Annotated in this window: 23 protein-coding genes and 1 tRNA gene; 23 read left to right on the forward strand and 1 reads right to left on the reverse strand. The window is 60.3% G+C overall.

All coding sequences use genetic code 11. The annotated features are described in order from the left end of the window. The first annotated feature begins 191 nt into the window (after nucleotides 1–191). The 14 genes from I2G43_RS00425 to I2G43_RS00490 all read left to right on the forward strand — a co-directional run bounded on the left by I2G43_RS00425 (nucleotide 192) and on the right by I2G43_RS00490 (nucleotide 15,966). A tRNA-Asp gene (locus I2G43_RS00425) sits at nucleotides 192–269 on the forward strand. A gap of 355 nt (nucleotides 270–624) precedes the next feature. Further along, on the forward strand, nucleotides 625–1,110 hold the full coding sequence (locus I2G43_RS00430; RefSeq protein ID WP_195534662.1) for an RrF2 family transcriptional regulator: 486 nt from the start codon (nucleotides 625–627) through the stop codon (nucleotides 1,108–1,110). A 21-nt stretch (nucleotides 1,111–1,131) separates the two neighbouring features. Continuing rightward, complete coding sequence (locus I2G43_RS00435) at nucleotides 1,132–2,037, forward strand: adenine glycosylase (protein WP_195534663.1); 906 nt, start codon at nucleotides 1,132–1,134, stop codon at nucleotides 2,035–2,037. 114 nt (nucleotides 2,038–2,151) lie between these two features. Further along, nucleotides 2,152–2,691, forward strand: coding sequence for a rubrerythrin (gene rbr / locus I2G43_RS00440; protein WP_006235152.1), 540 nt, complete (start codon nucleotides 2,152–2,154; stop codon nucleotides 2,689–2,691). 308 nt (nucleotides 2,692–2,999) lie between these two features. After that, the gene (locus tag I2G43_RS00445) at nucleotides 3,000–3,632 is read left to right on the forward strand and encodes a hypothetical protein (protein WP_006235151.1); all 633 of its coding nucleotides are present in this window, start codon (nucleotides 3,000–3,002) and stop codon (nucleotides 3,630–3,632) included. A 431-nt stretch (nucleotides 3,633–4,063) separates the two neighbouring features. After that, the gene (locus I2G43_RS00450; protein WP_138113881.1) at nucleotides 4,064–4,498 is read left to right on the forward strand and encodes a hypothetical protein; all 435 of its coding nucleotides are present in this window, start codon (nucleotides 4,064–4,066) and stop codon (nucleotides 4,496–4,498) included. 233 nt (nucleotides 4,499–4,731) lie between these two features. Continuing rightward, complete coding sequence (locus tag I2G43_RS00455; protein ID WP_022095169.1) at nucleotides 4,732–5,295, forward strand: hypothetical protein; 564 nt, start codon at nucleotides 4,732–4,734, stop codon at nucleotides 5,293–5,295. Between the two features lie 51 nt (nucleotides 5,296–5,346). Further along, entirely contained in the window at nucleotides 5,347–6,702 is a 1,356-nt protein-coding gene (gene rmuC, locus I2G43_RS00460) for a DNA recombination protein RmuC (protein WP_022095168.1), read from the forward strand. A 127-nt stretch (nucleotides 6,703–6,829) separates the two neighbouring features. Continuing rightward, nucleotides 6,830–8,632, forward strand: coding sequence for an ABC transporter ATP-binding protein (locus tag I2G43_RS00465; protein ID WP_138113883.1), 1,803 nt, complete (start codon nucleotides 6,830–6,832; stop codon nucleotides 8,630–8,632). Nucleotides 8,633–8,695: 63 nt separating this feature from the next. Further along, nucleotides 8,696–9,361 (forward strand): endonuclease III, encoded by a 666-nt coding sequence (gene nth, locus I2G43_RS00470; RefSeq protein WP_138113885.1) that lies wholly within the window; start codon nucleotides 8,696–8,698, stop codon nucleotides 9,359–9,361. 157 nt (nucleotides 9,362–9,518) lie between these two features. Continuing rightward, nucleotides 9,519–13,151: a transcription-repair coupling factor gene (gene mfd / locus I2G43_RS00475; RefSeq protein WP_138113887.1), complete on the forward strand. Its 3,633-nt coding sequence runs from the start codon at nucleotides 9,519–9,521 to the stop codon at nucleotides 13,149–13,151. Nucleotides 13,152–13,362: 211 nt separating this feature from the next. Continuing rightward, entirely contained in the window at nucleotides 13,363–14,226 is an 864-nt protein-coding gene (locus I2G43_RS00480; RefSeq protein ID WP_195534664.1) for a phosphatase PAP2 family protein, read from the forward strand. 45 nt (nucleotides 14,227–14,271) lie between these two features. After that, nucleotides 14,272–15,297 (forward strand): threonine aldolase family protein, encoded by a 1,026-nt coding sequence (locus I2G43_RS00485; RefSeq protein WP_195534665.1) that lies wholly within the window; start codon nucleotides 14,272–14,274, stop codon nucleotides 15,295–15,297. 78 nt (nucleotides 15,298–15,375) lie between these two features. Then, entirely contained in the window at nucleotides 15,376–15,966 is a 591-nt protein-coding gene (locus tag I2G43_RS00490; protein WP_195534666.1) for a GNAT family N-acetyltransferase, read from the forward strand. A 21-nt stretch (nucleotides 15,967–15,987) separates the two neighbouring features. Here the strand turns inward: I2G43_RS00490 and I2G43_RS00495 are convergent, their stop codons facing one another. Continuing rightward, nucleotides 15,988–16,710 (reverse strand): GntR family transcriptional regulator, encoded by a 723-nt coding sequence (locus I2G43_RS00495; RefSeq protein WP_195534667.1) that lies wholly within the window; start codon nucleotides 16,708–16,710, stop codon nucleotides 15,988–15,990. Between the two features lie 205 nt (nucleotides 16,711–16,915). Between I2G43_RS00495 and I2G43_RS00500 the strand changes: the two genes are divergently transcribed. From I2G43_RS00500 to I2G43_RS00540, 9 genes are all read left to right on the forward strand, one after another. After that, nucleotides 16,916–17,908: an SIS domain-containing protein gene (locus tag I2G43_RS00500; RefSeq protein WP_195534668.1), complete on the forward strand. Its 993-nt coding sequence runs from the start codon at nucleotides 16,916–16,918 to the stop codon at nucleotides 17,906–17,908. A 398-nt stretch (nucleotides 17,909–18,306) separates the two neighbouring features. After that, complete coding sequence (locus I2G43_RS00505) at nucleotides 18,307–19,389, forward strand: DMT family transporter (RefSeq protein ID WP_195361569.1); 1,083 nt, start codon at nucleotides 18,307–18,309, stop codon at nucleotides 19,387–19,389. Between the two features lie 182 nt (nucleotides 19,390–19,571). Beyond that, entirely contained in the window at nucleotides 19,572–20,495 is a 924-nt protein-coding gene (locus tag I2G43_RS00510) for a PTS mannose/fructose/sorbose transporter subunit IIAB (RefSeq protein ID WP_195534669.1), read from the forward strand. Nucleotides 20,496–20,531: 36 nt separating this feature from the next. Further along, the gene (locus I2G43_RS00515) at nucleotides 20,532–21,326 is read left to right on the forward strand and encodes a PTS mannose/fructose/sorbose/N-acetylgalactosamine transporter subunit IIC (RefSeq protein WP_195534670.1); all 795 of its coding nucleotides are present in this window, start codon (nucleotides 20,532–20,534) and stop codon (nucleotides 21,324–21,326) included. 13 nt (nucleotides 21,327–21,339) lie between these two features. Further along, a complete protein-coding gene (locus I2G43_RS00520; RefSeq protein WP_195534671.1) occupies nucleotides 21,340–22,173 on the forward strand; it encodes a PTS system mannose/fructose/sorbose family transporter subunit IID in 834 nt (277 codons plus the stop codon). Between the two features lie 196 nt (nucleotides 22,174–22,369). Then, nucleotides 22,370–23,353 carry an SIS domain-containing protein gene (locus I2G43_RS00525; protein WP_226790479.1) on the forward strand — a complete coding sequence of 328 codons (984 nt, stop codon included), beginning with the start codon at nucleotides 22,370–22,372 and terminating at the stop codon, nucleotides 23,351–23,353. Nucleotides 23,354–23,513: 160 nt separating this feature from the next. After that, nucleotides 23,514–24,143: an HAD family hydrolase gene (locus tag I2G43_RS00530; RefSeq protein ID WP_195534672.1), complete on the forward strand. Its 630-nt coding sequence runs from the start codon at nucleotides 23,514–23,516 to the stop codon at nucleotides 24,141–24,143. Nucleotides 24,144–24,497: 354 nt separating this feature from the next. Beyond that, complete coding sequence (locus tag I2G43_RS00535) at nucleotides 24,498–25,505, forward strand: YitT family protein (RefSeq protein ID WP_040359122.1); 1,008 nt, start codon at nucleotides 24,498–24,500, stop codon at nucleotides 25,503–25,505. Between the two features lie 220 nt (nucleotides 25,506–25,725). Continuing rightward, nucleotides 25,726–26,445, forward strand: a complete 720-nt coding sequence (locus I2G43_RS00540) for a GntR family transcriptional regulator (RefSeq protein ID WP_195534673.1) — start codon at nucleotides 25,726–25,728, stop codon at nucleotides 26,443–26,445. Nucleotides 26,446–26,532 lie beyond the last annotated feature (87 nt).

The following is a 26,532-nucleotide window of genomic DNA, read 5'->3' on the forward strand; positions in this document are numbered from 1 at the left end:
AAGCACTTAATGTGCTTTCCGTCTTGCGCAGGACTGTAGAGCAGCAAACTTAACCCGCGCCAGCCGGCCCCGGAGACCCTCCCGGACAGGCCCAAAAATTTTTTCAAAAAAGTTGTTGCGCACCGGACAGACTTCTGTGTATACTAATCCCCGCAGCGCACGCGAGCGGAAACAAACGCGAACGACTGCCTGGGGAGTTAGCTCAGTTTGGTTAGAGCGCCGGCCTGTCACGTCGGAGGTCGCGGGTTCGAGCCCCGTACTTCCCGCCAACGCAATTAAAGCCACGTCTTCGGACGTGGCTTTTTGCGTTTAATAGGCCACTGTGTCGGAATGATCACTCTGACGCTTCTTTGATCGGAATCCCCACGCCCTCGAGGGCGCAAGTAAAAGCAAATAAGTATATCTGTTTAAACAAGAGGTTTGTTGCGCAACACCCGTTCAACGAGACAGGGGGTTAGGTTATACTAAACTGCACTGTAGGCCGTATCTGATGCATTTCGCTCCAAGCGCGGCATTCAGTGGATATCCGATTTACCATTTGGATGTCATAGCGGTCATTGGTGTCTCGACACAAGCTCGGCCCCGGAGCTCGTTCGAGCTGTTCGTATTCCTTGAAAGGGGAAAATGGACATATCGAGGAAGACTGATTATGCCCTGCGCATGTTGGCGATGCTTGCCGAGGAGCCGGAGCGTTTGCTTTCTGTTCGCACCGCTGCCGAAGAGGTCAATGTGCCGTATTCGTTTGCTCGCTCGATCCAGCACGGCTTGGTCCAGGCCGGTATTGTGGAGAGCCTGCGTGGAGTCCACGGCGGTATGCGCCTTAAGGTCAGCCCGGACGACGTTACTATCCGTCAGGTCGTAGAAGCCGTTCAGGGCCCCATGGTTATGAACGATTGCACGGCCCCCGACGGAGACTGTGCGCGTATGGGCACGTGCTGCTATCATCCCCTGTGGGCCGGAGCTCAGGCGTTGATGCGCGATTACCTCGATTCCGTTTCGTTGGGCGATATCGTCGCTCGCCGCCAGTTCCCGGCCGTCGATCCCAAATTCGCCGATCGCGATGCGTTTCCCGAGTACGCCACCTGTACGTGCGCTTGCCGGGAGGAATAGCGCCGCATAAGGAGCATAGCTATGATTCAGGACCCCTTTCGTTCGATGATTCGTGCGGAAGGGGTCCTGCGTTATCGCGACCTTCCGTGGCGCCGCACGCGCGACCCCTACATCATTTGGCTCTCCGAGGTTATGTTGCAGCAAACGCAGGTGCCGCGCGTGGAGACGCGCATGCCCACATGGCTCGATCGTTTTCCGACCGTGCAGGCGCTCGCACAGGCCGCGCCCTCGGATGTTTTGGATGCCTGGCAGGGTATGGGCTACAACCGACGCGCTCTGGCGCTTCACAGGGCCGCTCAGTGTGTTGTGGAAGACTGGGGTGGGGAGTTTCCGCGTGAGACGCGCGACCTGGTCGCCCTGCCCGGTATTGGCCCCGCGACGGCGCAGGGCATCCGATCGTTTGCGTTCGATCTTCCGGGCGTGTACCTAGAGACCAACGTACGAACGGTCTTTCTGCACCACTTCTTCCCCGATGTGCCGGCTGTTCCCGATCGCGAGCTGGTACCGCTCATTCAGGCTGCCTGCCCGGCGGCTCCCGGCACGGCTGTGGACGAGATTGCCCCCTTTGCCGCGCCGCTCGACGATGCCGACACGCCGCGCGCGTGGTATTACGCGCTGCTGGATTACGGCGCGTATCTTAAGAAGACACTTCCCAATCCGTCCAGGCGCTCGGCTGGCTATAGCCGTCAGTCCAAGTTTGAGGGCTCGCGCCGCCAAAAGCGCGCCCACATCGTGCGCATGCTGCTGGCGGCGCGCGGTGGACAGCCGGCGGGGATAACACTTGCCGAGGCCGTGGCGGGCGTCAACGAAATGGAGGCGGCGGCGGGACGTAAACCGGTTGAATGCGAACTTGTCGCGGGTATCCTTGCCGATCTGGAGCGCGAGGGATTTTGTCGGGTTGAGGGCGATCGCTGGCTGAGCGTGTAGTCTACGCAAATCTGAAGAACAGGATTGTAAGGTTTAAATTCGCGGCTTGAGGGCATCCTAAAGACAAGGTCGCTCAAAGCCTATGGGCGGCACGTGTTGAAGGGAAGTACACCTATGGATTTTGAGAATTCCCAAACCAAGAAGAACCTCGAGACCGCTTTTGCCGGTGAGTCCCAGGCACACACCAAGTATCGCTACTACGCATCTAAGGCCAAGAAGGATGGCTACGTTCAGATCTCGAATATCTTTGCCGAGACGGCGGGCAACGAGTCCGAGCACGCCAAGCTGTGGTTTAAGTATCTGCACGACGGCGCCGTTCCGGGCACTCTGGACAACCTGCGCGACGCCGCCGCGGGCGAGAACTACGAGTGGACCACGATGTACGACGAGTTCGCCAAGACCGCCGAGGAGGAGGGCTTTGCCGAGATCGCCGAGAAGTTCCGTGGCGTCGCCGCCGTCGAGAAGGCCCACGAGGAGCGCTACAACAAACTCGTCGAGCGCATCGAGTCGGGCGAGGTGTTTGAGCGTGAGGGCGTAAAGGTGTGGAAGTGCCTGAACTGCGGGCACCTGCACGTTGGTGCTGAGGCGCCCGAGGTGTGCCCGGTGTGTAACCACCCCAAGGCGTACTTTGAGGAGCAGGTGGTGAACTACTAGCGCTTGGTGCTGGCATGAGCTGGGCCGGGAGGGCGGGATTACCTTCCCTCCCCGCTCACGGCTCCGCAGGGTCGCGTTGAGGGAAGGTAATCCCGCCCTCCCGGCCCGCTTTGGGTCGTCGCGTGCTCGCTACAGAAAAGCTGATTAGAAGTTTGTGTGCCGCCCCTTTTGGGCGGCACGTTTTGTATAGGGATTGGGTTGCGGCCATTTGGTTGACGGGGCTTGCTCCGGGTTGGGGCGGCGCCGTTGTTTAGGGGGTACACTGGGTAGCGACTTTTAGTTTATCTACTACCTGATGGGGTGTTTTTATGGGCAAGAAGTCTCGAGCTCGGGTTGCTGCGGCGGGAACTCGCAAGGATCCTGGTCATCGGGTTGCCGAGGGTAAAAAGGCCGATCGTGCCGAGAAGGACAAGAAAGTCGGCGCGCATGCTCATCCTGAGTGGGCGCCTCATTTGAATTCGGCTAGTGAGGATTTGACTGCCAAGTTGTTTACTCTGGTCGAGGTAATTTTGGGCGTGGTGCCCCTTGTGGTTATCGGTTTATTCTTGGCTTCGAAGGACGCCACGAGTGTCGATAAACTCACCGAGGTCTTTTCGCAGGACCCCTCGATGGTGGTCTCGTTTATTTCTGCGTGCTTGCAGCCGTTTGTGGCGTACATGCTGTATATGGTCTACCGCAAATACTGCGAGGGTGATGCGGGCTTTGCCGCCGGTAACCTGATCGGTCTTTTGTGCTCCGAGATCCTACTGCTCAATATCCCGGGCGTCATCGGTATGGGCATCTTGCTGTGGCGTGTTTGGCGCAACGTCGCCCCGCACTTTGAGAGCTGGTTGTTTGAACGCCGTGCAATGGGCGTGCTGGCAGACATCGCGGGCTCGCTCGTGATTCTAGCCTTGGCGTTTATGTGCGCCACCGCCGCCCGAGGTCTCGCAGGCATGTAGTCTGTCCTCACCGACCACGGAGCGCAGGGCGGGGAAACCTTTCCCTCTCGCTCACGGCTTCGCAGGGTCGCGCGAGGCAAAGGTTTCCCGCCCTGCGCTCCGGCGTTGAGTCGTCGCGTGCTCGTTACAGAAAAGCTGATAATAAGTTTGTGTGCCGCCCTTTGGGGCGGCACTTTTTGTGTGGGGTCCCGGTCTCCACAATTTTCGTCAAGCTTTTGGTTAGATTTTGGTCAGTTGGCGTAAGGGTGGAAGGCCAAAAGATTGCTGGCGAAAAAAGCTCAGAGAAAGTGCTGGTAGGGGAGTTGTTGAGCTTTTCGACAGCTTTTGAGCAAAAGAAACTTTGTGGCTATTGCCGGCGATTGCGTTGTCGCGGTCATGGCGGTGCGGGATGCTGGTCGTAAGCGTCGAACGCTCCGATTTTGGAGGCCAACATGGACCTGTTTCTTGAGACCCCACAGCAACAAGCCGAGCGTATGCTGCGGCAGCAGCGGCGGCTTATAGAGATGCAAATGCAAGGGGTTGCCAACCAGGCGCCCGTGCAAAACGTCGTGCCCGCTGCTGTACCTGCAGCCGTGCCCGGGTGCGAATCGGCACCAGAGGCCTATTCCGTACAGCAAGATTCATATGCGCAGGAGCTCGCGTTCGACAAGCGTCGTGCGCGTCGTCGCCGCGTGGGCCAGCGCCTGCGCACATTGGCGATGATCGTGCTCATTCCGCTAGGACTTGCGGCAATCTTCTTGGCCTCATATGCCCTCACGTGCATTCTCAACGGTGCCTCGCCCAATGAGGTGCTCCAGCATCTAGCGGCCCTGGGCCAGCGCCTAGGCGATGTCGTAGCAACCATTCGCGCCGGCTGGGAGAGTTAGCGTTTGTCACGTTAGGACTTCTGGGGTGTAGGGATTATCGCCATGAGTAGAATCCTCGCATCCTGGGAATCCTGTCATGCGACTGAATAGTATTATTGATGATGAATAATAATAGAAAATGCCATGTTAAGGTACTTAACGACATCCTTGGAGGATCTGGCGTCGTCGCCTTCGGAGCGGAGTTATCAAGAGATGGTCTGTGCATACAGGCAATACAAAAAGGAGGTGCTCGGTTGAATCTGACCTTTGAGGGATTCTTAAAAGGCTATTGCCGAGAGCTATCCGGACAGCAGTCGCTCAGTTTTAGAAAACTGGTTAAGCAAGCGACGACGGTTGCGCCGCGCGTGGCGGAGCCCCTGTTTTTGCTCGCTTTGGCACAGGGTAAAGCCGAATACGTTCTGGGCTTATCCGAGGGTTCGTGGATGGAAGAGGGTTACCGAGGCGTTTTGTCCTTGTACGCCCAAACGGGTAGCCTGGCATCTCTATGCGCCGAGGACAAACTTCCTAATCGTTATGCCAACGTTTGGCGTGCGTATAGAGCGGTGAAGGAAAAGCCAGTGGCGGACAGAAGAATCAACGCCCTGATGCGAAAAAGAACGTTGGGAGCGCTAGAGGAATCGGGTGTAACGCGCTACGGTCTCTGCCGCGATTTGAATCTGAATAAGGGAAACGTGTACGCATATTTAGCCGGTGATGACTCAAAGGTGAGCAGGGAGACGGCGCGCCGCATTATGGAATATGCGGAGGAGAGGGGCGCCCAAGAAGGGGCCGGGCGCCCGGTGCGTATGGCGGGGTAAGATTGATCGCGGTTTTGATTGGTGCTCGATTGGGTTTGTTGGGCGGAGTTTATGTCTGCTATTGATATTGTGCTTGTTGTGATCGCCTTGGTGGCGGTGGGGGTTGCTGTGGCTTGCGCCCTCCAGCTCAAGAGCCTGCGTGCCGAGTTGCGGGAGCGTGGCGACAGTAGCGCGGAAACGCTGGCAGCACTCGAGCAGGCCAACAACGCGCTCGATGCCCTGAACGTCGCGCTGGCCGAAACTCGCCGCACGGCCAATGCCATCGCGCAGCAGCAGACGACAGATGCGGCCGTGGAGCAGCAACGTTACCTGACCATCGCACGTGAGTTTTCGCAAGCTGGTGACCGGATGGATGACCTGCGCCGCGAGACGGCCCAACAGCTCGGTGCCAACCGCGAGGGTATCGAGCATCGCCTGGACAAGGTGCGCGAAACGGTCGATGCTCAGCTGGGCGCCATCCGCAAAGACAACAACGTGCAGCTCGATCAAATGCGTGCGACGGTGGACGAGAAGCTCTCCCGCACGCTCAACGACCGACTGTCGGCATCGTTTAAGCAGGTGAGCGACCAGCTCGAGGCCGTGTACAAGGGCCTGGGCGACATGCAGTCCATCGCCACCGGCGTGGGCGACCTTAAGCGCGTGCTGGGCAACGTGAAGGCGCGTGGCATTTTGGGCGAGGTGCAGCTGGGTGCAATTCTGGCGGACATCCTTACGCCCGACCAGTATCTGGAAAACGTCGCCACCAAGCCCGGCGCCTCGGAGCGCGTTGAGTTTGCCGTCAAGCTGCCGGTGGACGAGGGCGATCCCGTGCTGCTGCCGATCGACTCCAAATTCCCGGGCGACGCGTACGAGCACTTGCTCGACGCGCAGGAGTCGGGCGATGCGGAGACCGTGGCGGCTGCGCGCAAGACGCTCGACACCATGGTCAAGCGCGAGGCAAAGGATATTTGCGAAAAGTACCTGAGTGTGCCGGCAACGACCAACTTTGGCATCATGTTCGTGCCGTTTGAAGGGCTGTACGCCGAGGTCGTCAGCCGCTCCGGGCTTATCGAGACCCTGGGCCGCGACTATCACGTCAACGTTGCCGGCCCCAGCACCATGGCGGCCATTCTCAACAGCCTGCAGATGAGCTACCAGACGTTTAGGCTGCAAAAACGCACCGACGATGTACTGCGAGTGCTCTCCGCCGTCAAGGCCGAGCTGCCGCGCTATCAAAAGGCGCTGCGCCGCGCCCAGCAGCAGATCGAGACCGCGGGTAAAACGGTCGAGGGCATTATCACCACGCGCACCAACGTCATGGAGCGCAAACTCAAGGATATCGACGCGCTGGAAGACGCCGACCAAGCCGATGAGATCTTGGGACTCACGCCCGCGGGCCTTTCCACAGACCAAGAAGACGAGGACTAATTGCAACAAGGCAGCGGGGCACCGGCGCAAACGCGGGCACCCCGCTGCCTTTCACATCGCGCTTGCCTGAAGTGCGCTTTAGTGTGCAACAATGGCGTTTCGCCCTATCAGACGCGAAAGGAAGCCCATGTCTCAGAGAAACACCAGTCCGCTGAAACGCTCCACCGTGCGCCGCACGCTGCAGCGGTTTTGGGGTGTCACGCGCACGCAGCCGCTGATTGTCTTTCTCTCGGTGTTCTCGTCGGCGGGCTACATCTTTTTGCTGACGTTTGCCAATACCTATGTGATGGCCCTCATTGTCGACCGCGTTCAAGCCGGTCCCGTGGCGGGTGATCAGGTGTTTGAGGTCTTCGGCCCCTATATCCTGGCGCTCGTACTCGTTAACCTGGTGGGCCAAATCCTCTCCAAGCTGCAGGACTACACCGTCTACAAGCTCGAGATTGCGGGCAACTATCACCTGGCGCGCCTGTGCTTCGACACGCTCTCCAATCAATCCATGACATTTCACACCAGCCGCTTTGGCGGATCGCTCGTGAGCCAGACGAGCCGTTTTATGAGCGGCTACACGGGTCTGGTCGACGTGACGGTGTATTCGCTCGTCCCCACCATCACCTCGGTCATCTGCACGGTGGCGGCGCTCGCCCCGGTGGTGCCGACGTTTACCGTGATCCTGGTGTGCATCATGGCCGTCTACATCGCGTTTGTCTGGCTTATGTACAAGCGCATCATGCCGCTTTCGGCCGCGACGTCCGCCGCGCAGAACAAGCTCTCGGGCGTGCTCTCCGACGCGGTCACGAACATCTTGGCCGTCAAGACCTGCGGGCGCGAGGACTTTGAACGTGATCTGTTCGACGCCGCTGATCGTGCCGCGCGCGATGCCGAGACGGTCTCGATGCACGCCATGATGCAGCGCAACTTTACGACCTCGGGTCTTATCGTCATCACCATGGCCGTGGTGAGCGTATTCGTGGCGGGCGGCAACGCGTGGTTTGGCATCTCGGCCGGCTCGCTCGTCATGATCTTTACCTACACCTATAACCTCACCATGCGCCTGAACTACGTAAGCTCCATGATGCAGCGCATCAACCGCGCGCTCGGCGATGCGGCCGAGATGACGCGCGTGCTGGACGAGCCACGTTTGGTGGCAGATGACCCGGACGCCCCCGAGCTCAAAGTGACCGAGGGCGCGATTGATTTTGAGCAGCTGAGCTTTGCGTACCGTGACGCTGCGGCGGGCGAGAGCGTGTTCGATGACCTGACACTTCATGTGGCGGCGGGCCAGCGCGTGGGCCTGGTGGGCAAATCGGGCTCGGGCAAGACGACGCTCACCAAGCTGTTGTTGCGCCTGGACGATGTACAGGGCGGCCGCGTGCTCGTGGACGGCCAGGACGTCTCGCGCTGCACGCAGCAGAGCCTGCGCCGCCAGGTTGCCTACGTGCCGCAGGAGGCGCTGCTGTTCCACCGCTCCATTCGCGAAAACATTGCCTACGGTCGTCCCGACGCCACTGATGAGCAGATTCGCGAGGCCGCGCGCCTGGCCAACGCCCTGGAGTTTATCGACCGCTTGCCTCGTGGCTTTGACACCATGGTGGGCGAGCGCGGCGTCAAGCTCTCGGGCGGCCAGCGTCAGCGCGTGGCCATCGCCCGTGCCATCCTAACCGACGCGCCGATTCTAGTGCTCGACGAGGCGACCTCTGCTCTCGACAGCGAGTCCGAGGCGCTGGTGCAGGAGGCGCTCGAAAACCTGATGCGTGGACGCACCTCCATTGTGGTGGCGCACCGCCTGTCCACCGTGGCGGCGCTCGACCGCATTGTGGTGCTGGCCGATGGCGAGATCGTCGAGGACGGCACGCATGCGCAGCTCGTCGAGGCGGGTGGCGAGTATGCGAGCCTGTGGAGCCGTCAGACCGGCGCATTCTTGGAGGCGTAAGCGTCTCGGACGTGGGACAATTGTGTCCATAAGTTTATTGTGCCGTTGAGCCGAGGAGTCGTTATGCCACGCGAGACCAATGCCGCCAAACGAGAGCGCGCCGTTGAGGTGTGTGAGCGCCTCAACCGTCGCTATGGCCCGGTCGAGTGCTTTTTGGACCACGAGAATCCCTTCCGCCTGCTGATTGCGGTGCTGCTCTCGGCGCAAACGACCGACGCGCAGGTCAACAAGGTGACGCCGAAGCTGTTTGCCCAGTGGCCCACGCCCGAGGCCATGGCCGGGGCGAGCGTGGCTGACGTGGCGGGCACCATCAAGTCACTCGGCTTCTACAAGAGCAAAGCCAAGCATGCCGTCGAGGCCGCGCAGATGATCGTCGCCGACTATGGCGGCGAGGTGCCGGCCGACATGAAGGAACTCGTGAAGCTGCCGGGCGTGGGACGCAAGACGGCGAACATCGTGCTCAACGTGGGGTATGGCATCGTGGAGGGCATTGCGGTGGACACGCACGTCAACCGCATTGCGCACCGCCTGATGCTGAGTCCCAAGACGCATGCCAAGGAGCCGCTCAAGACCGAGCAGGATTTGCTCAAGATTTTGCCGCACGAGTATTGGGAGTCGGTCAACCATCAGTGGATCACCTTCGGTCGCGAGATCTGTGATGCCCGCAAACCCAAGTGTGACGAGTGTCCGCTGGCAGATTTGTGCCCCAGCGTGCGCGTAGCGGGGTAGGGCGGAACGCATTTTCGTCTGGCGTTTTTTGCGGGGCTGGGTTTGCCCTTGAGCCGGAGTCCTCTCCATGCGCTACCATGACAGACAATGTATTTGACGTACGACCCGCCGAGCTTGCCCCGGCGGGCTTTTGGCGTTGCGATGCCGGAGGAACAGCATGCTCATTCACCGTATAGCCGCGCAGCTCTACACTGCCGAGGCGCTGCAGACCGTCGAGGCCGGACTCGATGCCGGCGAGGACGTGACGCTGGCCGTGTCGCAGTCGGGCCGCACGCTTATGGCGGCCGCCCAGTTTGCGCGCCGTCCGCGCCCGACGGTCTACATTGTGAGTGGCGAGGATGCGGCCGATCGCGCCGCGCGCAGCCTTGCCGCCTACGTGGGGCTGGCGCACGTGTGCCGTTTTCCCGAGCGCAAGGACTATCCGTGGCGCGAGCAGGCGCCCGACGATGCCGTGGTGGCGCAGCGCTGCGAGGCTCTGGGGCGCATCGTGCGCGGGGACAACTGCATCATGGTTGCCTCGGCCCGCGCGCTGCTGCGCTGCGTGCCGCCGGTCGAGAGCCGCTATTGGGAGTCCACGACCTTTGCGGTGGGCGAGGAGATTCCTTTTGATGAGGTGCCGCAGCGCCTAGTGGGCATGGGCTACACCAATGCCGGCGCCGCCGACGCGCCCGGTCTGTTTCGCGTGCACGGCGACACCGTCGAGGTGTTTCCCGCGCAGGAAAAAGCGCCCGTGCGCATTGAGTTCTTTGGCGACGAGATCGATCGCATACGCCGCATGGTGAGCTCCACGGGGCAGACCATCGGTAACGAGGACAGTATCGAGATCTTCCCCTGCCGTGAGCTGGCGCTTACCGACGAGGCCGTCCACAACATGCATGTGGCGCTCTATCGCGCCAGCCAGGACGACAGCAAGCTGGCCGCATTGCTCGAGATGGTGGATGCGCGCATCGTTACACCCGAGCTCGACCGCTTTTTGCCGGTAATGTACGGCCAGACCGTGAGCCCGCTGGCGCACGTGAGCGGCAAGGCGCTCGTGGTGCTGTCCGAGCCGCGCTCGCTGTTCGACGATTGCCTGCGTGCCTACGAGGATATCGAGGCGCGTGCTGGCGAGGCAGGGATTGACCGGCTGGATGGCCTGTATGTACGTGCCCAGCAGCTCGATTTTGGTGCCCAGCAGCGCCTGAACTACGTGAGCCTGATCCGTGCCGGCGGCGCGGTGACGGCGGAGCTCAAGATTGAGCAGCCGGCCATTGCGGGCTCGGACAATCGCTTTATGACGCGCATTCAGGAAGTCGTGGGCAAGCGCTACGCCTGCGTGTTTGCCATTCCCGACCGCGGTGCGCGCGAGTCGATGGAGCTCACCTTTGGCGACGAGGGCATTACCTTTGAGGAGTCGCTGACCGCGGCGCCCGAAAATGTCGGCGCTATCGGCGACCGCGTGCGCGTGGCAGCGGCGGATTCTGCCGATCGCACCGCCCGCCAGGAGGCCCACGCTTCCATTCGCGAGCGCAAGGCCGATGCGCTCAACGCCCGCTCGCTCGAGGCAGGTGCCGCCCAGGCAGCCGCCGGCGCCGCCGTGCCTACTATCTCGCGCGGACGCGTGACCTTTGTCGATGCCGCTCTGCCGCAGGGCGTGGTGGTGCCCGATGCCAACCTGGCCGTGTTCTCGATCGCCGACCTCAATGCCCGCATGGATGCCAACCGCGCGCGCAGCCGCCGCAAGGTTGACATTACGCAGATCACGTTCCCGTTTAAGCCGGGCGACTACGTGGTGCATGCCACCCACGGCATCGCGCTCTTTAGCGAGATTGCGCGCCAGGAAGTGGGCGGCAAGGAACGCGACTACTTTTTGCTGGAATATGCCGACGGTGACAAGCTCTACGTGCCGTTGGAGCAGGTCGACCGCATCACGCGATACGTCGGTCCTGACGGCGACAAGCCGCGCCTGACCAGGCTCAACACCGCCGACTGGACGCGTGCCACCAACAAGGCGCGCAAGAACGCCAAAAAGCTGGCGTTTGACTTGGTCGATCTGTATACGCGCCGCTCGTCGATTACCGGTATCGCCTGCCCGCCCGACACGCCCGAGCAGATCGAGATGGAGCAGAGCTTCCCTTACGACGAGACGCGCGACCAGCTGGAGGCCATCGCCGACATCAAGGCCGACATGGAGGCGCCCAAGCCCATGGATCGCCTGCTGTGCGGCGACGTGGGTTTCGGCAAGACCGAGGTTGCCCTGCGCGCGGCGTTTAAGTGCGTGGACTCCGGCCGCCAAGTCATGGTGCTCTGCCCCACGACCATTCTGGCCCAGCAGCACTACGAGACGTTCTTTGAGCGCTTTGCCCCGTTTGGCCTCGAGGTCGAAGTGCTCAGCCGCTTCCGCACCCCGGCGCAGCAGAAGCGCGCGCTCAAGGCGTTTGCCGAGGGCACGATTGATGTGCTCATCGGCACGCATCGTCTGCTTTCGGCCGATGTGAACCCCAAGAACCTGGGCCTGGTGATCATTGACGAGGAGCAGCGCTTTGGCGTGCAGCACAAGGAGCAGCTCAAGAACCTGCGCGAGCAGATTGACGTGCTCACGCTTTCGGCAACGCCGATTCCGCGAACCATGCAGATGGCCACGAGCGGCGTGCGCGACATGAGCCTGATCACGACGCCGCCGACCGGGCGCCGCCCCGTAATCGTGCACGTGGGAGAGTACGACCCCGACGTGGTGAGCGCGGCGATTCGCCTGGAGGTGGGTCGCGGCGGTCAGGTGTACTACGTGTCCAACCGCGTCAAGACCATCGACGACGCCGTGGCGCGCGTGCACGAGGCCGCGCCCGAGGCGCGCGTGGGCGTAGCGCACGGCAAGATGAGCCCGCGCGAGGTCGAGGATGTGATGATCGAGTTCGCGACCAAAAAGATCGACGTGCTCATCGCCACGACCATCGTGGAGAGCGGCATCGACAACGCGACCGCCAACACGCTCATCATCGAGGACTCGCAGCGCCTGGGTCTGGCACAGCTCTACCAGCTCAAGGGCCGTGTGGGCCGCTCTGCCACGCAGGCCTACGCGTACTTTATGTTCCCGGGCGAGCTGCCGCTCACCGAGGAGGCGACGGCGCGCCTGACCGCACTTTCCGAGTTCCAGGACCTGGGCAGCGGCATGCGCATCGCCATGCGCGACCTGGAGATTCGCGGTGCCGGCTCGCTTATGGGAGCCGAGCAGCACGGCAACCTGTCGAGCGTGGGCTTTGACCTGTTTACGCAGATGCTGGGCCAGGCCGTGGCTGAGGCGCGCGGCGATGACGACGCCGGCGTGGAGGCGGCGAGCGTGGGTATTAACCTGCCGGCCGACTACTTCTTGTCCGAGGAGTACCTGCCGGCGGTGGATCAGCGCGTGCTCGTGTACCGTAAGCTCGCAGCGGCCGAGGACCTAGAGAGCATCGATGAGGTGCAGGAGGAGACCGAGGCTGCGCATGGCGAGCTGCCGCTGGCGGGACTCAACCTGTTCAATCGCGCACGAATCCGCATTCGCGGCGAGCGCCTGGGGCTCGAGAGCGTCACGCTCAGTGGCGGCCGCATCACGTTTTTGGGCGTTGACGTGCCCAAGAAGGTGGCCTTTGAGCTTAAGACCCGCTATGGCGCGGTGAACTTCCCCAAGAGCCGCAAGCTGTCGGTACCCTACAAGGCAGGCGCCGGTGCGGGCAGCGGCCTGGGTCGCGGTCTCGACGCCAACGACGGCACCGGCCCCGTGGCCGCGGCACTCATGCTGCTGCAACAACTGGGTGCCAGCGACGACGACTAACGGGTCGACGCTGCAAACGCTCCATTTGGGCAATCTGACCCTCACTCGTCGGTCGCGTACGCAAGTACGCTTCCCTCCTCCTTCGGGCCACCTTGCCACAAATGGAACGTTTTCGCTCACTTATGCTCAACCTGTAAGGGTATTTATGGGACAAAGCTATCTTTGCCCCACCACGTTGCGGGTCGACCCTTCGCCCGACCGAAAGGAAAGCATGTTCGGATACATCTATAAGAAAGATGTCGCCATTATCGCGGTTGTCCTGTGCCTTTGTCTGGGCGTGGGCAGTTTCTTCGATTATCAGATCTCGAGCGCGCTGTTCAACGTCGGCAGCATGTACGGCCGCTTTATCGAGGCCGCCGGCGAGCTGCCGTTCGAGCTGACGGCGAGCGTCGCGGGCGTTATGCTCGTACGCGCGGTGCGTCCCGACTCCAGGGGGAGCAAATGGCTCGCCGTGCTGGGCGTTCTGATCAACGTTGGCCTGGCCGGCTACGAGATCGTTTCGTCCCTGCGGGTTAGCGGTAAGCTCATTGCCGTTCAGCTGGTGCTGACGTTTGTGCTGGTCATCGCTGCCAACCTTATCATCTATCGCCTCACGCGCACGACCGAGCCCGATGAGCTCACGCGCTGGGCGTTGATGGTGCTTGCCGTGTGGGTCGCTCAGGCCATTATCCTCAACGTGATCGTCAAGCCGCTGTGGTCGCGCCCGCGCATGCGCGTGATCGAGGTGACGCAGGGGCTCGAGTTTCAGCCGTGGTGGGTGATCGGCAATCCCGACAAGTGGACCTATATCGCCGCCGGCGTGATCAAGGACGGGTTCAAGTCGTTTGCGAGCGGACACACGGCGCATGCGGCGATCGGCCTTATGCTCGCCGGGCTTCCCGCGGCGGCTTTTAAGGAAAAACCTTCGCGTCGCCGCGTGATCTTTTGGGCGGCAGCTGTGGTCGCGGCGCTCGTCGCGTTTGGCCGCATCGTGATCGGCGCACACTTTTTGAGCGACGTGAGCTGCGGCTTTGCCCTGGTGCTGGCGCTTGAGTGTCTCGCCGCGCGCATTGCCTATCCCAACGGCGTACAATAGCTCCGTTTGAATCATCTGGCCGATACCCGGTAAGAGAGGATTGCCATGCTCGCGTTCAACAACGATTATTCCCACGGCGCACACCCGGCAGTGCTGCAGGCGCTCGTCGACACCAATATGGAGCCGCAGCCCGGCTACGGTACCGATGCGCATACCGAGCGTGCCAAGCAACTTATTCGCGAGGCCTGCCAGGCGCCTGACGCCGACGTGTTTTTCCTGGTGGGCGGCACGCAGGCTAACGCGACGGTGATCGACATGCTGCTTGCGCCGTACGAGGGCGTCGTTGCTGCCGAGACTGGCCACGTCGCTTGCCACGAGGCGGGCGCCATCGAGTTTGGCGGCCACAAGGTGCTCACCATCCCCGGCTACGAGGGCAAGATGCACGCCGAGGACCTCGAGAACTATATCCAGGTGTTCTACGAAAACGAGAGCTACGAGCACACGGTGTTTCCGGGTGCCGTGTACGTGAGCCTATCGACCGAGTACGGCACGCTGTACTCCAAGGCCGAGCTCGCGGCGATTCACGCAGTGTGCCAGAAGCGCGAGATTCCGCTGTTTGTGGATGGCGCCCGCCTGGCCTATGCGCTGGCGGCCGATGAGTGCGACATTACCCTGCCCGAGCTGGCGCAGCTGTGTGACGTGTTCTACATCGGCGGCACCAAGTGTGGTGCGCTTTGCGGCGAGGCTGTGGTGTTCTGTGGCATGCACGCCCCGGCGCATCCTATTCCGCGCATTAAGCAGCACGGCGCGCTGTTGGCCAAGGGCCGCCTGACGGGCGTCCAGTTTGAGGCGCTCTTTACCGATGGCCTGTATTTTGAGATTGGTCGCCAGGCGATTGAGACCGCTCGGGCGCTGCGTCGTGTGCTGCACGAGCGCGGCTACCAGTTCTTCTTGGAGACGCCCACGAACCAGCAGTTCGTGATTCTGCCCAACGAGGATATGGCCCGCATTCGCGAGCATGCGGCGATCGAGTACTGGGAAAAGTACGACGATACTCATACGGTGGTGCGCTTTTGCACCAGCTGGGCCACGACGCAGGAGGATATCGACGCGTTGGCGGCTGTCCTGTAGCCTGATGTAATGACAAGGGGCCGCCCTACGCCTGAGCTTGGCGCAGGGCGGCCTTTGCTTTTGGGGGAGAAGGGTTGTATGACCGAGATGTCCGAGCCGACGATTCGCCTGGCGACGCCCGATGATGCGCCGGAGTTGCTTGCCATTTACGAGCCGTATGTGCGCGAGACGGCGATTACCTGCGAATACGAGGTGCCGAGCGTTGAGGAGTTCGCCGGGCGCATCGAGCGTACGCTCAAGCGCTATCCGTATTTGGTGATGGAGTTGGACGGGCGTCCGGTAGGCTATGCCTATGTGAGTCAGCTCAACAGCCGCGAGGCATACGACTGGTCGGTCGAGACGTCGATCTACCTGGCACGCGATGTGCGCCATGGCGGGCTGGGTCGCAAACTGCACGACGCGCTCAAGCAATGCCTGGTCGCGATGGGCATCACCAACATGTGCGCGCTCATTGCCGTGCCGCACGATAAGGACGACGAGTATCTGACGCACAACAGTCAGGATTTCCATGCCCATATGGGATATCGCCTGGTGGGCGCCTTCGACCGCTGCGCCCAAAAGTTCGGCCGCTGGTACGACATGTGCTGGATGGAGCTGGTCCTGGCTGAGCGCACACCCAACCAACCCAAACCAACCTGGTTCCCCGACCTCCCCAAACCTACCATTTAGGGACAGGTTTATTTTGGCAGGTTAGCCGATGGGCTCGGTGTATTTGGCGCGGTCGGTGCGCTGGATGCGCTTGGAGACGTGGAGCGGGCGGCCGTCGGTGTCGTAGACGTAGTCGGTGATCAGGATCAGCGCCTGCCCGCGCTCAACGTTGAGCAAAAACGCCTCGTTTTGCGAGGCGTAGCACACCTCAAAGGTCTTATGTCCCTGTGCCGGCGCGCGATGGAACTCCTGTCGCAGCGTGGCGTAGAGCGAACCGTTAATATCGCGATCGATGAGCGTCTCGAAGCTTGGCGGCAGGTAGGTGGTCTCCAGGCACAGCGGCGCGTCGTCCAGGTAGCGCAGGCGGACAAGTTTGACGAGCTTGCTGCCCACGGCGGCGTCAAAGAACTTAGCTATGCTGCCGGCCGCCTTGGCAAAGCCCGAGTCCACGGTGCGCGTGGTGGGCTTCATGCCCTGGCCTTCGACCTGCTTGGTATAGCTCGAAAACACCAGGTTGTTCTCGTGGAGCGCGGGCGTGTCGGCCACAAAGGCGCCACGCCCGCGCTCGGTGCGCACCAGGCCCTCATCAACGAGCACCTTAAGGGCGTGGCGCACGGTGCTGCGCGACAGCCCCGATTCGTCCATGAGCTCCATCTCGGACGGCAGCTTGTCTCCGCGTGCGTAGGTGCCGGTGGCGATGCGGTCGCGCAGCATGCCCGCCAAGCGCTCGTATTGGGCCAGTTTCTTTTTAGATGAGACGCTCATATTGCCAACCTATATCTAACTTGTATGCCTAACTAAGCAAGCATGTATTCAATACAAGAACAAAACTGCTGGTAACGAACAATCGAAAACCTTACCAGCAAAATTTCTAAGACAAATATAGCATACAACTAGTCGACATAACCAAAACATGTATGTAACTTGTATGCCATCGAGAGCATCAAACGAGAAGAAAGGCTGATGCACGATGACTACTCAGGAACAGGTTAAGGATGTCGTCTCCCAGGTTTTGGCTGACAAGGCAGACAAGGGCGGTATCAAGCGCGTCGTGTGGATTGGCGCCGGCGGATCCAATGGCGGCAACTACCCTGCTCAATACTTTATGGAGCACGAGGCCACGCAGGTCGTGAGCTCCAGCTACACCAGCAACGAATTCGTGCACGCAACCCCGGCCTACGTCAACGAGAACACCCTGGCCGTCGTCGTGTCCATGCGCGGCACCAAGGAGACCATCGTCGCCGCCCAGGTCGCCAAGGACCACGGCGCCAGCACCATCGCCATCTATGTTGACGAGTCCGGCCTCACCGAGGTCTGCGACTACAAGATCCAGTACGACAGCTTGGCCGTCGACGAGTCCTGCATGGGCCGCACCAACTCCGCCGTCGTGACCATGATCGCCATGGAGCTTACGCAGCAGACCGAGGGCTATGCCGAGCACGAGACCGCTATGGCCGCGTTCGACTTGGTCGACCCCATCTATCGCAAGGCCGTCGAGTACACCCGTCCGCTTGCTGCCAAGTGGGCCGAGCAGAACGCCGACAAGCCCTGCATCAACGTCATGGCTCAGGGTCCGCTCTTTGGTGCCGCCTACGTCTTTAGCATCTGCAACGTGCAGGAGATGCTGCAGATTGACTCCTGCACCATCAACACCTGCGACTTCTTCCACGGTCCCTTCGAGATCCTGGACAAGCGTACCTCGCTGTTCCAGCTCATCAGCGTCGGCCGCAGCCGCTGCAACGACGAGCGCGGCATCCGCTTCGTCAACCAGTACGGTGGCGAGCGCGTCTATCAGCTTGACGCCAAGGAGCTCGGCCTCAACGACATCAAGGACAGCGTGAGCGAGTACTTCAACCACCTGATCTTTGCCCCGATCCTCAACAACGTGTATATGCGTGCACTCTCTGCCGTTACTCACAAGGACTACATGACGCGCCGCTACATGTGGAAGCTGGATTATTAGTTACGGCGTTTTACCAAACGCCGTAACGGCTCGACGCTGCAAACCCACCTGAGCGGCAATCTGCCTTTCAGCTTCAGCGGCATGACCAGAAGGTCAATGCCGCTGAAGCTGAAAGGCACCTTGCTCGCTCAGGTGGGTTTTCGCTGGCGTTGCCAAAGCATCGGCGTCGCCTTGGCCCAGATGCGGCACTTGGAGACGTTCGACACTTGGGGACAGTCCTAGTCATTGGGGACAGGTTACTTTACACCAAGTTGGCGCATATGAACCTGACCCCCTTGCACCAATGGGTTGTAGCGGTAGAGCAGATTTTTCCGCTCGCCGATTTGTGTCTTGAAAAATGTATATAACGACTATAACGTAGTATGAAACATATTGGAAACAATACCGAGGAGGCTGCGTTGAAGAAAAGCAATCTGGGCTATGTGCTGGTGCTGATCGCCGCGCTTATGTGGGGCAGCATCGGAATCTTTGTAAACGGCATCTCGGCCATGGGCGTTTCGTCTCAGAGCATGGCGGCCTTTCGCCTGTTGTCGGGTGCCGTCTTAATGGCTCCGGTCTTGGCGTTCATGGGTTGCCAGGGAGGCGATCGTGAGGGAAAAGCATCGGGTCCCCTGGCACTGTTCAAGGCAAGTCCTAAAGAGCTTGTTCCCTGTGCGCTTCTTGGCATTATCGGCCTCGCCACCGCTAACACGCTTTATTACGAGTGCATGGGCGAGGTGGGCATGTCCACGGCCTCGGTGCTGCTCTACACCTCGCCGGTGTTTGGCGTCATGCTCGGCCGCGTGCTTTATCGCGAGGATGTGACTCCCAACAAGCTCGTTGCCATCGCTTTTAATATCGGTGGCTGTGTACTTGCAGTGACCAATGGCGACCTTTCCGGTTTCCATTTTTCGGTTTGGGGCGTCACGTCGGGCGTGATCGCGGGCTTTTGTGGCGCGTCGCTCGCGGTGTTTAGCCGGATAGCAACCAAGACGGTCCACCCGCTGGCTGTCACGTTTTGGGGCCTTGTTTTTGGCGGTGCGGTTATGGCGGCTATCGCGGCTCCGTGGCCAGATGTCGCCGCGGCAATGTCGCCACAGCTGCTGCTGCTGTTCTTTGGTTTTGGACTCATCCCTACAGCCGTGGCCTATGTCTTATATATGCAGGGTCTGTCCATGGGGCTCGAGACGTCGAAAGTTCCCGTCGTAATGTCATTCGAGACGGTCGTCACCGTACTGGTGGGCATTGGTGTCTACGCCGAGCCCGCCGGCGCGATTAAAGTCCTGGGCATCGTGCTGGTGCTCGCGTCCATCCTGATTATGAACACCGACTTCTCCAAGCTGCGCAACAGTGTGTTTGTCGGTCATGTCATTGAGAGCATGACCTTTAAGCCCAACGCGTGGTGGACCGAAAAATCTCAGGACATGGATCTGTTTAAGGAACGCACCGGCATTGCGCTGGAACCCACCGTACAGGAAAGCCCCTGGTACTTCGTGCGATAGGGGATTGCGCGCAGGGTCTGACCTGGGGTTATCCAGCTAGCGCCGGCCTACCTAGCCAAACGTTTCGAGTACGTTAAACCCGTCAACGGTCGATTTTCACCCGCGAACGGTCTTTATACTAATTAGCAATATAAGCAACGTTTAAGACGTTATAATGACCATAATGAAAAGGAAGAGGCAAGATGAATCAGATCATTCTCGCATCTCATGGCGGCCTGGCCGCAGGCGCCAAAGACACGCTCGAGATGGTTCTCGGCGACGTGTCGAACGTCCACGTCGTGTCGCTTGCTCGCGACGACAAGGAGCCCATCACCAACAAGGTGGACGCCATGATCGCCACGTTCAACGCGGACGACACCGTCTATGTGCTGACCGATATGCTCGGCAGCTCGGTCAACAACAGCATGGTCGAGCTTTCCAAGAACGGCACGAAGTTCACGGTTGTCAGCGGTTTCAACATTCCGCTGGCACTGACGCTCGCTATGAGCCCCGTCCCCGTCAAGGGCGCCGAGCTCGCGGCCCTCATCAACGAGGCCCGCACCGGTCTGACCAACCCCAACGCACCGGTCGAGGCTGCCGCGGCTCCCGCCAAGAAGGCTAAGGCGCCCCGTCACAGCTCCGGTCCCGCCAAGATCGTCCTCGCACGTCTTGACTACCGTCTGCTGCACGGCCAGGTCGTCTTTACCTGGACCACCAAGGTTCAGGCCGAGCGCATCATCGTCGTCGACAACGCTGCCGCCAACGATGACATCAAGAAGGGTGCTCTTAAGCTGGCCAAGCCCCAGGGCGTGCGCCTGAACGTCTTCACCGTCGAGCGTGCCCTCGCCAAGATGGACAAGCTCAACACCCTCGGCGAGCGCGTTATGTTCGTCTTTGGCAACACTGCCGAGATGCTGCAGTTCTGCCAGGGCTACAAGCTCGACGCCATCAACCTGGGCGCCACCGCCAACCACGACGGTGCCGATCAGGTCGGCGGCAAGGACAGCTCCGTCTTCCTCGATGCCACCCAGAAGGCCGATATCAACCAGCTGCTCGACATGGGCATCAAGCTCTACGTCCAGCAGACCCCCACGTATCAGAGCGTCGACATCGACGCCAAGCTGTAATCAACCAGGCTTTTGCCTGACTGAAAGGAGAAGGGTATGAATACGTTCATCAGTGCGGTGCTCGTCGGCCTCGTCGGCGTGTTCTGCATGTGGGACTCCCGCCTGCTCGGTCGTCTTAACTTCGAGCAGCCCCTCGTTGGCGCTACGCTCGTCGGTCTGCTGCTGGGCGATGTGCCCACCGGCCTTGCCGTCGGTGCCGCCGTCGAGCTCGTGTCCATGGGCCTGGTGCAAGTCGGCGCCGCCGTTCCGCCCGATATGGTCCTGGGCGGCATCGTGGCCGCTGCCTTTGCGTGCCTGACCGATGCTTCCGCCGAGACCGCCATGACGATCGCCATCCCGGTCGCCGTCCTGGGTCAGCTCCTCGGCATCGTGTTCCGTTCCATCATCGCCGCCCTCACCCATGTGGCAGATAACGCGATCGATAACGGAAAGTTCAAGACCGCCTACCGTATGCACATCTGCGCCGGCTCCGGTCTGTACGCTCTCATGTACTTCCTGCCGATCTTCCTCGCCGTCTTTGTCGGCACCGACCTGGTCCAGACCATCGTCAACATGGTTCCCGAGTGGCTGTCCACTGGTCTTAACGTTTCGACCAAGATCATGACCGCCTACGGCTTGGCCCTGCTGCTCACCATGATGATCAAGAAGGGTATGACTCCGTTCCTGTTCATCGGTTTCCTGCTCGCCGCTTACCTCAACCTGTCCGTCATCGCGGTCGCTCTGATCGGTGTGTGCCTGGCTGTCGTCTTCATGGGCTTCAAGTTCAACGGTTCCCATGCAGCCGCCGGTGTCGATTCCGACTACGATCCGCTCGAAGACGACGAAGACTAAGGAGGAACACACTATGGCAACCGCAACCAAGGACGTGTCCCTGAACAAGAAGGTCAGCCAGTTCTTCTGGCGCTCCTGGGCCATCCAGGCCTCTTGGAACTACGAGCGTCAGATGAACATGGGCTTCCTCTACGGCATGGTTCCCACGCTCGACCGCCTCTATCCCGACGAGTCTGACCCCAAGCAGCTCGAGGCCAAGAAAGAGGCTTACCACCGTCACATGGCGTTCTACAACTGCACCCCGCAGACGAGCGCTTTCATCCTGGGCCTCGCCGCCTCCATGGAGGAGGAGTACGCCAAGGATCCCGAGAACTTCGATCCCGATTCGATCAACGCGGTCAAGACCTCCCTCATGGGTCCGCTTTCCGGCATCGGTGACTCCTTCTTCCAGGGCACCATCCGCGTTATCGCCTTTGGTCTGGGCGTTCAGCTGGCTCAGCAGGGCTCCATCATGGGCCCGATCCTGGCCATGCTCATCTCCGTCGTCCCCGCTGTGCTGATCACTTGGTTCGCAGCCAAGATGGGCTATCAGGGCGGCCACGAGTACCTGAGCAAGCTTCAGGGCGGCGACCTCATGGAGAAGCTCATGTATGTCTGCGGCATCGTGGGTCTTATGTCCGTGGGCGGCATGATCGCCACGCTGATCGGCGCCACCACCCCGCTGCAGTTCGCTGACGGCACCGTTGTGATCCAGGACATCCTGGACGGCATGATGCCCCAGATGATCTCCCTTGGCCTCACCGGCCTTATGTACTGGCTCATCAAGAAGAACGTCAACACCGGTTGGCTTCTCGTGATCGCCATCGTGGGCGGCATCGCCCTCTCCGCGGCCGGCATCCTGGCCTAGTCGCGACCAAGCGTCCAACCGCTTTCCCCCGGGGCCTGCCTGGCATCCCATACCCCAGGCAGGCTTCCATCCCTATACGTGACAAAGGGCAGTCCCTTTGTCACATCCTCAACGGGCCGGCGACTCGGTCCAAATCACGGTAACCCTGCGTGCGCCCGGCAATGTGGCGCCGCAAAAATCGAAAGGAATGTGTCAGATGTACGAGATCGACCTTAACCTCCCTAAGCAGATCGTCGCTGACGTCCTGTCCAACCACGAGATCCACAGCGTCGCCTTCGTCGGCTGCGGCGCTTCCATGTCCGACCTGTACCCCGCCAAGTACTTCCTGGCCAACAACACGGACAAGCTGAACGTTCAGATCTTCACTGCTAACGAGTTCAACTACGACACGCCCTCCTGGGTCAACGAGCACACCTTCGTGATCACCTGCTCCCTCGGTGGCTCCACGCCCGAGACCGTCGAGGCCAACAAGACCGCCAAGAAGCACAACTGCCCGGTCGTCTCCCTCACCAACAAGGCTGGCTCCGCTCTGACCGTCGACGCCGACCACGTCATCGTCCACGGCTTCCACGCCAACTACGCTGCCAAGTGCGAGAAGCCCGGCTACGCCATCGCTCTTGCTCTCGAGATCCTTCAGCAGACCGAGGGTTATGACCACTACGAGGACATGATCACCGGCCTCACCAACATCTTCGATCTCTGCGAGAACGCCGCTCAGCACTGCAAGAAGCTCGCCAAGAAGTTCGCCGAGGACTTCAAGGACGACAAGATGATCTACTTCATGGCTTCCGGTGCCTCCGAGAAGATGGCTTATTCTCACGCCGCCTTCCTGTTCACCGAGATGCAGTGGATCGACGCCGCCGCCTACAACACCGGCGAGTACTTCCACGGCCCGTTCGAGGTTTCCACCGAGGGTAAGCCCTACGTCTTCTTCATGTCCGATGGCGCCACCCGTCCGATGGACGCCCGCGCCCTCACCTTCCTTGAGCGCATGGGCGCCAAGGTCGCTCTGATCGACTCCAAGGACTACGGCCTGGCTGACGCCGTGCCCGCGAGCGTCATCACCTACTTCAACCCGCTGCTGCACCTCGCCGTTATGCGCGAGTACGGCAACCAGATCGCCGAGGCCCGTCAGCACCCGCTGACCATGCGTCGCTACATGTGGAAGCTTTCCTACTAATCACAAGTAAGTAGACCTTACGGGTTGATTGAGAGGGGATGGGGTTTGCGCCCCGTCCCCTTTTTTGCTCTGGGGAGGGCGTATCCGTCGCGCCACAAAACCCCAGATAAAACCCACCAAAATAAACCTGTCCCTTTTTGGCAGGTGGGAGGAGATGCGTATGATCAAAGCAGTGCTGTTTGACATGGACGGCGTGCTGGTCGATACCGAGTGGTTCTACAACCGTCGTCGCGTGGCGTTTATGGAGGAGAAGGGGTTCCACTTTGACGAGATCCCCGATCTTTCGGGGTCTAACGAGCCGGCCATTTGGGAGGCGCTGGTGCCCGACGATGTTGAGCTGCGCGAGCGTCTGCGCGTGGAGTACAAGCAGGTCTATAGCCCGGACCATCCCGTTCCGTATGCCGAGCTGCTCAACGAGCAGACGGAGCCGGTGATGCGCGTACTGCACGAGCGCGGCGTGAAGTGTGCCATCGCGAGCTCGTCCTATCGCGAGTTGATCGACGAGCTGGTGGAGATTGCCGGTATCCCCGACGTGCTGGACTACACCATCAGCGGTCACGAGTGCAGTGCGTTTAAGCCCGACCCCGAGATCTACCTGCGTGCCATGGAGGCACTGGGGGTGGAGCCTGCCGAGTGCCTGGTTATCGAGGATTCGCCTTTGGGCATCGAGGCTGGTAAGCGCTCCGGCGCCCGCGTCCTGGCGCTGCGTCCGCACGAGGGTGTCAACCTCGATCAATCGCGAGCCGATGCCGTTATCGATAATCTGACCGACATTTTGGCCGCTTTGTAGCGTCAATCCGCCGCGAGAAGCACTGATTCACGCGTCTTTTGCTGCGGATTGGCTTAATTTGTCATCTATTTGGATCCGTTTGGCTTCGATTCGGACTAAGTGAGTAGACTTTTTGGTGCAAGACGAGCACAAAGCGCATCTGCTCTAGTAAAACCGCAGGTCACAGGGGTGGCGGTTTTGGGTGTGCTCTGCAGGTCGCGTAAAGTCTACTCACTTGTTATTTGGGCCTTTGGTCGTGGGGTTGCTGGTCCCGCTTTGGTTGTCGAGGGAGGGTGAATTGAAGCGCCCCCGCATGCTCCGTGCTACAATCGCCGACATGCCTCACAACCAGATTTGCCTTCGAAAGGAGCCCGCGTGGCGAACGCCATCGATCAGCTCACGGACCGCGTGCTCGTGCTCGGCCGCCTTACCATCGTCCGCCGCGCCATTACTGCCGTGGCGGTCACGATTTCCGCCGTTCTCCAGACATTCCTGATCCAGGCGTTCATTCAGCCCGCCGACCTGCTTCCGAGCGGTCTTACCGGCGTTGCGGTCCTGCTCGATCGCGTTACCTCGCTGGGTGGCGTTCACATCGATATTTCGCTCGGTATGCTCGCGCTCAACATCCCCGTGGCGCTCCTATGCTGGAGCGGCATTAGCAAGCGCTTCGTCATCTTCTCGATGATGCAGGTCGTGCTCTCGTCGCTGTTCCTCAACGTCTTTCACTTCGCTCCATTTTTGGGCGACAAGATCATGCTCATCATTTTTGGCGGCGTGGTCTCGGGTCTGGGCGCTGCCATCGCACTTAAATCCGGCGCATCCACCGGCGGCACCGACTTTATCGCGCTGTGGGTTTCCAACCACACGGGCAAGACCATCTGGGGCGTCATCTTTGGTTTCAACTGCTTTATCCTGGCGATCTTTGGCTTTATGTTTGGCTGGGACAAGGCGGCGTATTCCATCGTGTTCCAGTTTATTTCGACCAAGACCATCGACAGTTTCTATCGTCGCTACGATCGCGTGACGCTGCAGATCACGACGCGTAAGGCAGACGAGGTCATGACTGCCTACGTAAACCATTTTCAGCACGGCATTAGCTGCGCCGAGGTCGTCGGCGGATATAGCCGCGAAAAGATGTACCTGCTGAACACCGTTGTCTCGACCTACGAGAGTCAGGACATTATCAAGCTGGTGTGCGACGTTGATCCCGGCGCCGTGATCAATGTGTTCCACACGCTCAACTTTGTGGGCGGCTGGTGGGGTGGTCATGTCGACGAGCCCATGCCCACGGCCGTTCCCGATCCCGACAAGCCCGCACGCATGGCCAGCAGGCAGGCGCGCCTCAGCGAACAGGACAGTCTGCAGCAGGACGACGGCAAGTAGGGTATTGGCATTTTGCCGGTCCTGCGCAACCCATCCGAACGAGCCCCCCCGAAAGCCCCGTTGCTTTCGAGAGGCTCTCGTTTGCCCAGATAAAACTTACCAAAATGAAGCTGTCGCTTTTTGGTAGGGAGGGTGTATCGTTTTATCATTATGAGGTAATATGAAACTAGACGTTATATACGTATTAGTTATTTCGATATTTCGATAAGAGTGATTAGATATGCCTGCGCCCAAAAATGCACCGCTTTACCAGCAGATTTACGACGAAATCAAGGATGCGATCGAGAAAGGTGTTTATGCACCCAAGGAGCGTATTCCGTCCGAGCTTGAGCTAGCCGAGCAGTACGACGTGAGCCGCATTACGGTGCGCCGCGCCGTCGAGGAGCTGTGCTCCGATGGCTACCTGGTTAAGCAGCAGGGCCGTGGCACCTTTGTCTCCACGCCGCACATCAACCGCCAGTTCCACGCTTCGACGCTGCAGACGTTTACCGCGCTGTGTGCCGATAATGGCATGAAGGCGGGCGCACATGTGGTCGATCGCCAGATTGTGCCGGCACGTCAAAACGAGATGGAGTTCTTTGGCCTGCAGAAGGACGCGCTGCTGCTGCATATTAAGCGCGTGCGTACAGCCGACGGCGAGCCCATCTTTGAGGAGAACATCTTTGTGCCGTTTGACGCCTACCGTGAGCTGTTGACGGCCGATCTTGAGGACAAGTCGATTTTTGCCGAGGTCGAGCGTGTTGGCGGAACGCCGATTGTCTCGGTTGACTACCGCACGGTCGAGGCCGTTCGTGCCAATACCGAGCAGGCGGCCGAGCTGGGCATTGCTCCGCACGATCCGCTGCTCAACCTGCGTGCCGGCTTCACGGGCCCCAATGGCGAGCCGGTCCTGATGGGTAAGCAGTACTACGTGGGATCGCGCTACGTTATGGTCATGTAAGTTACGCGGTTTTACCAAACCGCGTAACGGCTCGACGCTGCAAGCCCGCCAGAGCGGCAATCTGCCTTTCAACTTCGGCGGCATGAC

Source organism: Collinsella aerofaciens, from assembly GCF_015557435.1.
Classification (GTDB): domain Bacteria; phylum Actinomycetota; class Coriobacteriia; order Coriobacteriales; family Coriobacteriaceae; genus Collinsella; species Collinsella aerofaciens_Z.

Bases quoted from the DNA above. Each gene is read 5' to 3' on its own strand.
- rbr (WP_006235152.1), top strand. From the start codon at position 2,152: ATGGATTTTGAGAATTCCCAAACCAAGAAGAACCTCGAGACCGCTTTT.
- I2G43_RS00430 (WP_195534662.1), top strand. From the start codon at position 625: ATGGACATATCGAGGAAGACTGATTATGCCCTGCGCATGTTGGCGATG.
- rmuC (WP_022095168.1), top strand. From the start codon at position 5,347: ATGTCTGCTATTGATATTGTGCTTGTTGTGATCGCCTTGGTGGCGGTG.
- I2G43_RS00525 (WP_226790479.1), top strand. From the start codon at position 22,370: ATGTACGAGATCGACCTTAACCTCCCTAAGCAGATCGTCGCTGACGTC.
- I2G43_RS00485 (WP_195534665.1), top strand. From the start codon at position 14,272: ATGCTCGCGTTCAACAACGATTATTCCCACGGCGCACACCCGGCAGTG.
- I2G43_RS00495 (WP_195534667.1), bottom strand. From the start codon at position 16,710: ATGAGCGTCTCATCTAAAAAGAAACTGGCCCAATACGAGCGCTTGGCG.
- I2G43_RS00490 (WP_195534666.1), top strand. From the start codon at position 15,376: ATGACCGAGATGTCCGAGCCGACGATTCGCCTGGCGACGCCCGATGAT.
- I2G43_RS00435 (WP_195534663.1), top strand. From the start codon at position 1,132: ATGATTCAGGACCCCTTTCGTTCGATGATTCGTGCGGAAGGGGTCCTG.
- I2G43_RS00520 (WP_195534671.1), top strand. From the start codon at position 21,340: ATGGCAACCGCAACCAAGGACGTGTCCCTGAACAAGAAGGTCAGCCAG.
- I2G43_RS00500 (WP_195534668.1), top strand. From the start codon at position 16,916: ATGACTACTCAGGAACAGGTTAAGGATGTCGTCTCCCAGGTTTTGGCT.
- I2G43_RS00445 (WP_006235151.1), top strand. From the start codon at position 3,000: ATGGGCAAGAAGTCTCGAGCTCGGGTTGCTGCGGCGGGAACTCGCAAG.
- I2G43_RS00450 (WP_138113881.1), top strand. From the start codon at position 4,064: ATGGACCTGTTTCTTGAGACCCCACAGCAACAAGCCGAGCGTATGCTG.
- mfd (WP_138113887.1), top strand. From the start codon at position 9,519: ATGCTCATTCACCGTATAGCCGCGCAGCTCTACACTGCCGAGGCGCTG.
- I2G43_RS00465 (WP_138113883.1), top strand. From the start codon at position 6,830: ATGTCTCAGAGAAACACCAGTCCGCTGAAACGCTCCACCGTGCGCCGC.
- I2G43_RS00480 (WP_195534664.1), top strand. From the start codon at position 13,363: ATGTTCGGATACATCTATAAGAAAGATGTCGCCATTATCGCGGTTGTC.
- nth (WP_138113885.1), top strand. From the start codon at position 8,696: ATGCCACGCGAGACCAATGCCGCCAAACGAGAGCGCGCCGTTGAGGTG.
- I2G43_RS00515 (WP_195534670.1), top strand. From the start codon at position 20,532: ATGAATACGTTCATCAGTGCGGTGCTCGTCGGCCTCGTCGGCGTGTTC.
- I2G43_RS00530 (WP_195534672.1), top strand. From the start codon at position 23,514: ATGATCAAAGCAGTGCTGTTTGACATGGACGGCGTGCTGGTCGATACC.
- I2G43_RS00510 (WP_195534669.1), top strand. From the start codon at position 19,572: ATGAATCAGATCATTCTCGCATCTCATGGCGGCCTGGCCGCAGGCGCC.
- I2G43_RS00540 (WP_195534673.1), top strand. From the start codon at position 25,726: ATGCCTGCGCCCAAAAATGCACCGCTTTACCAGCAGATTTACGACGAA.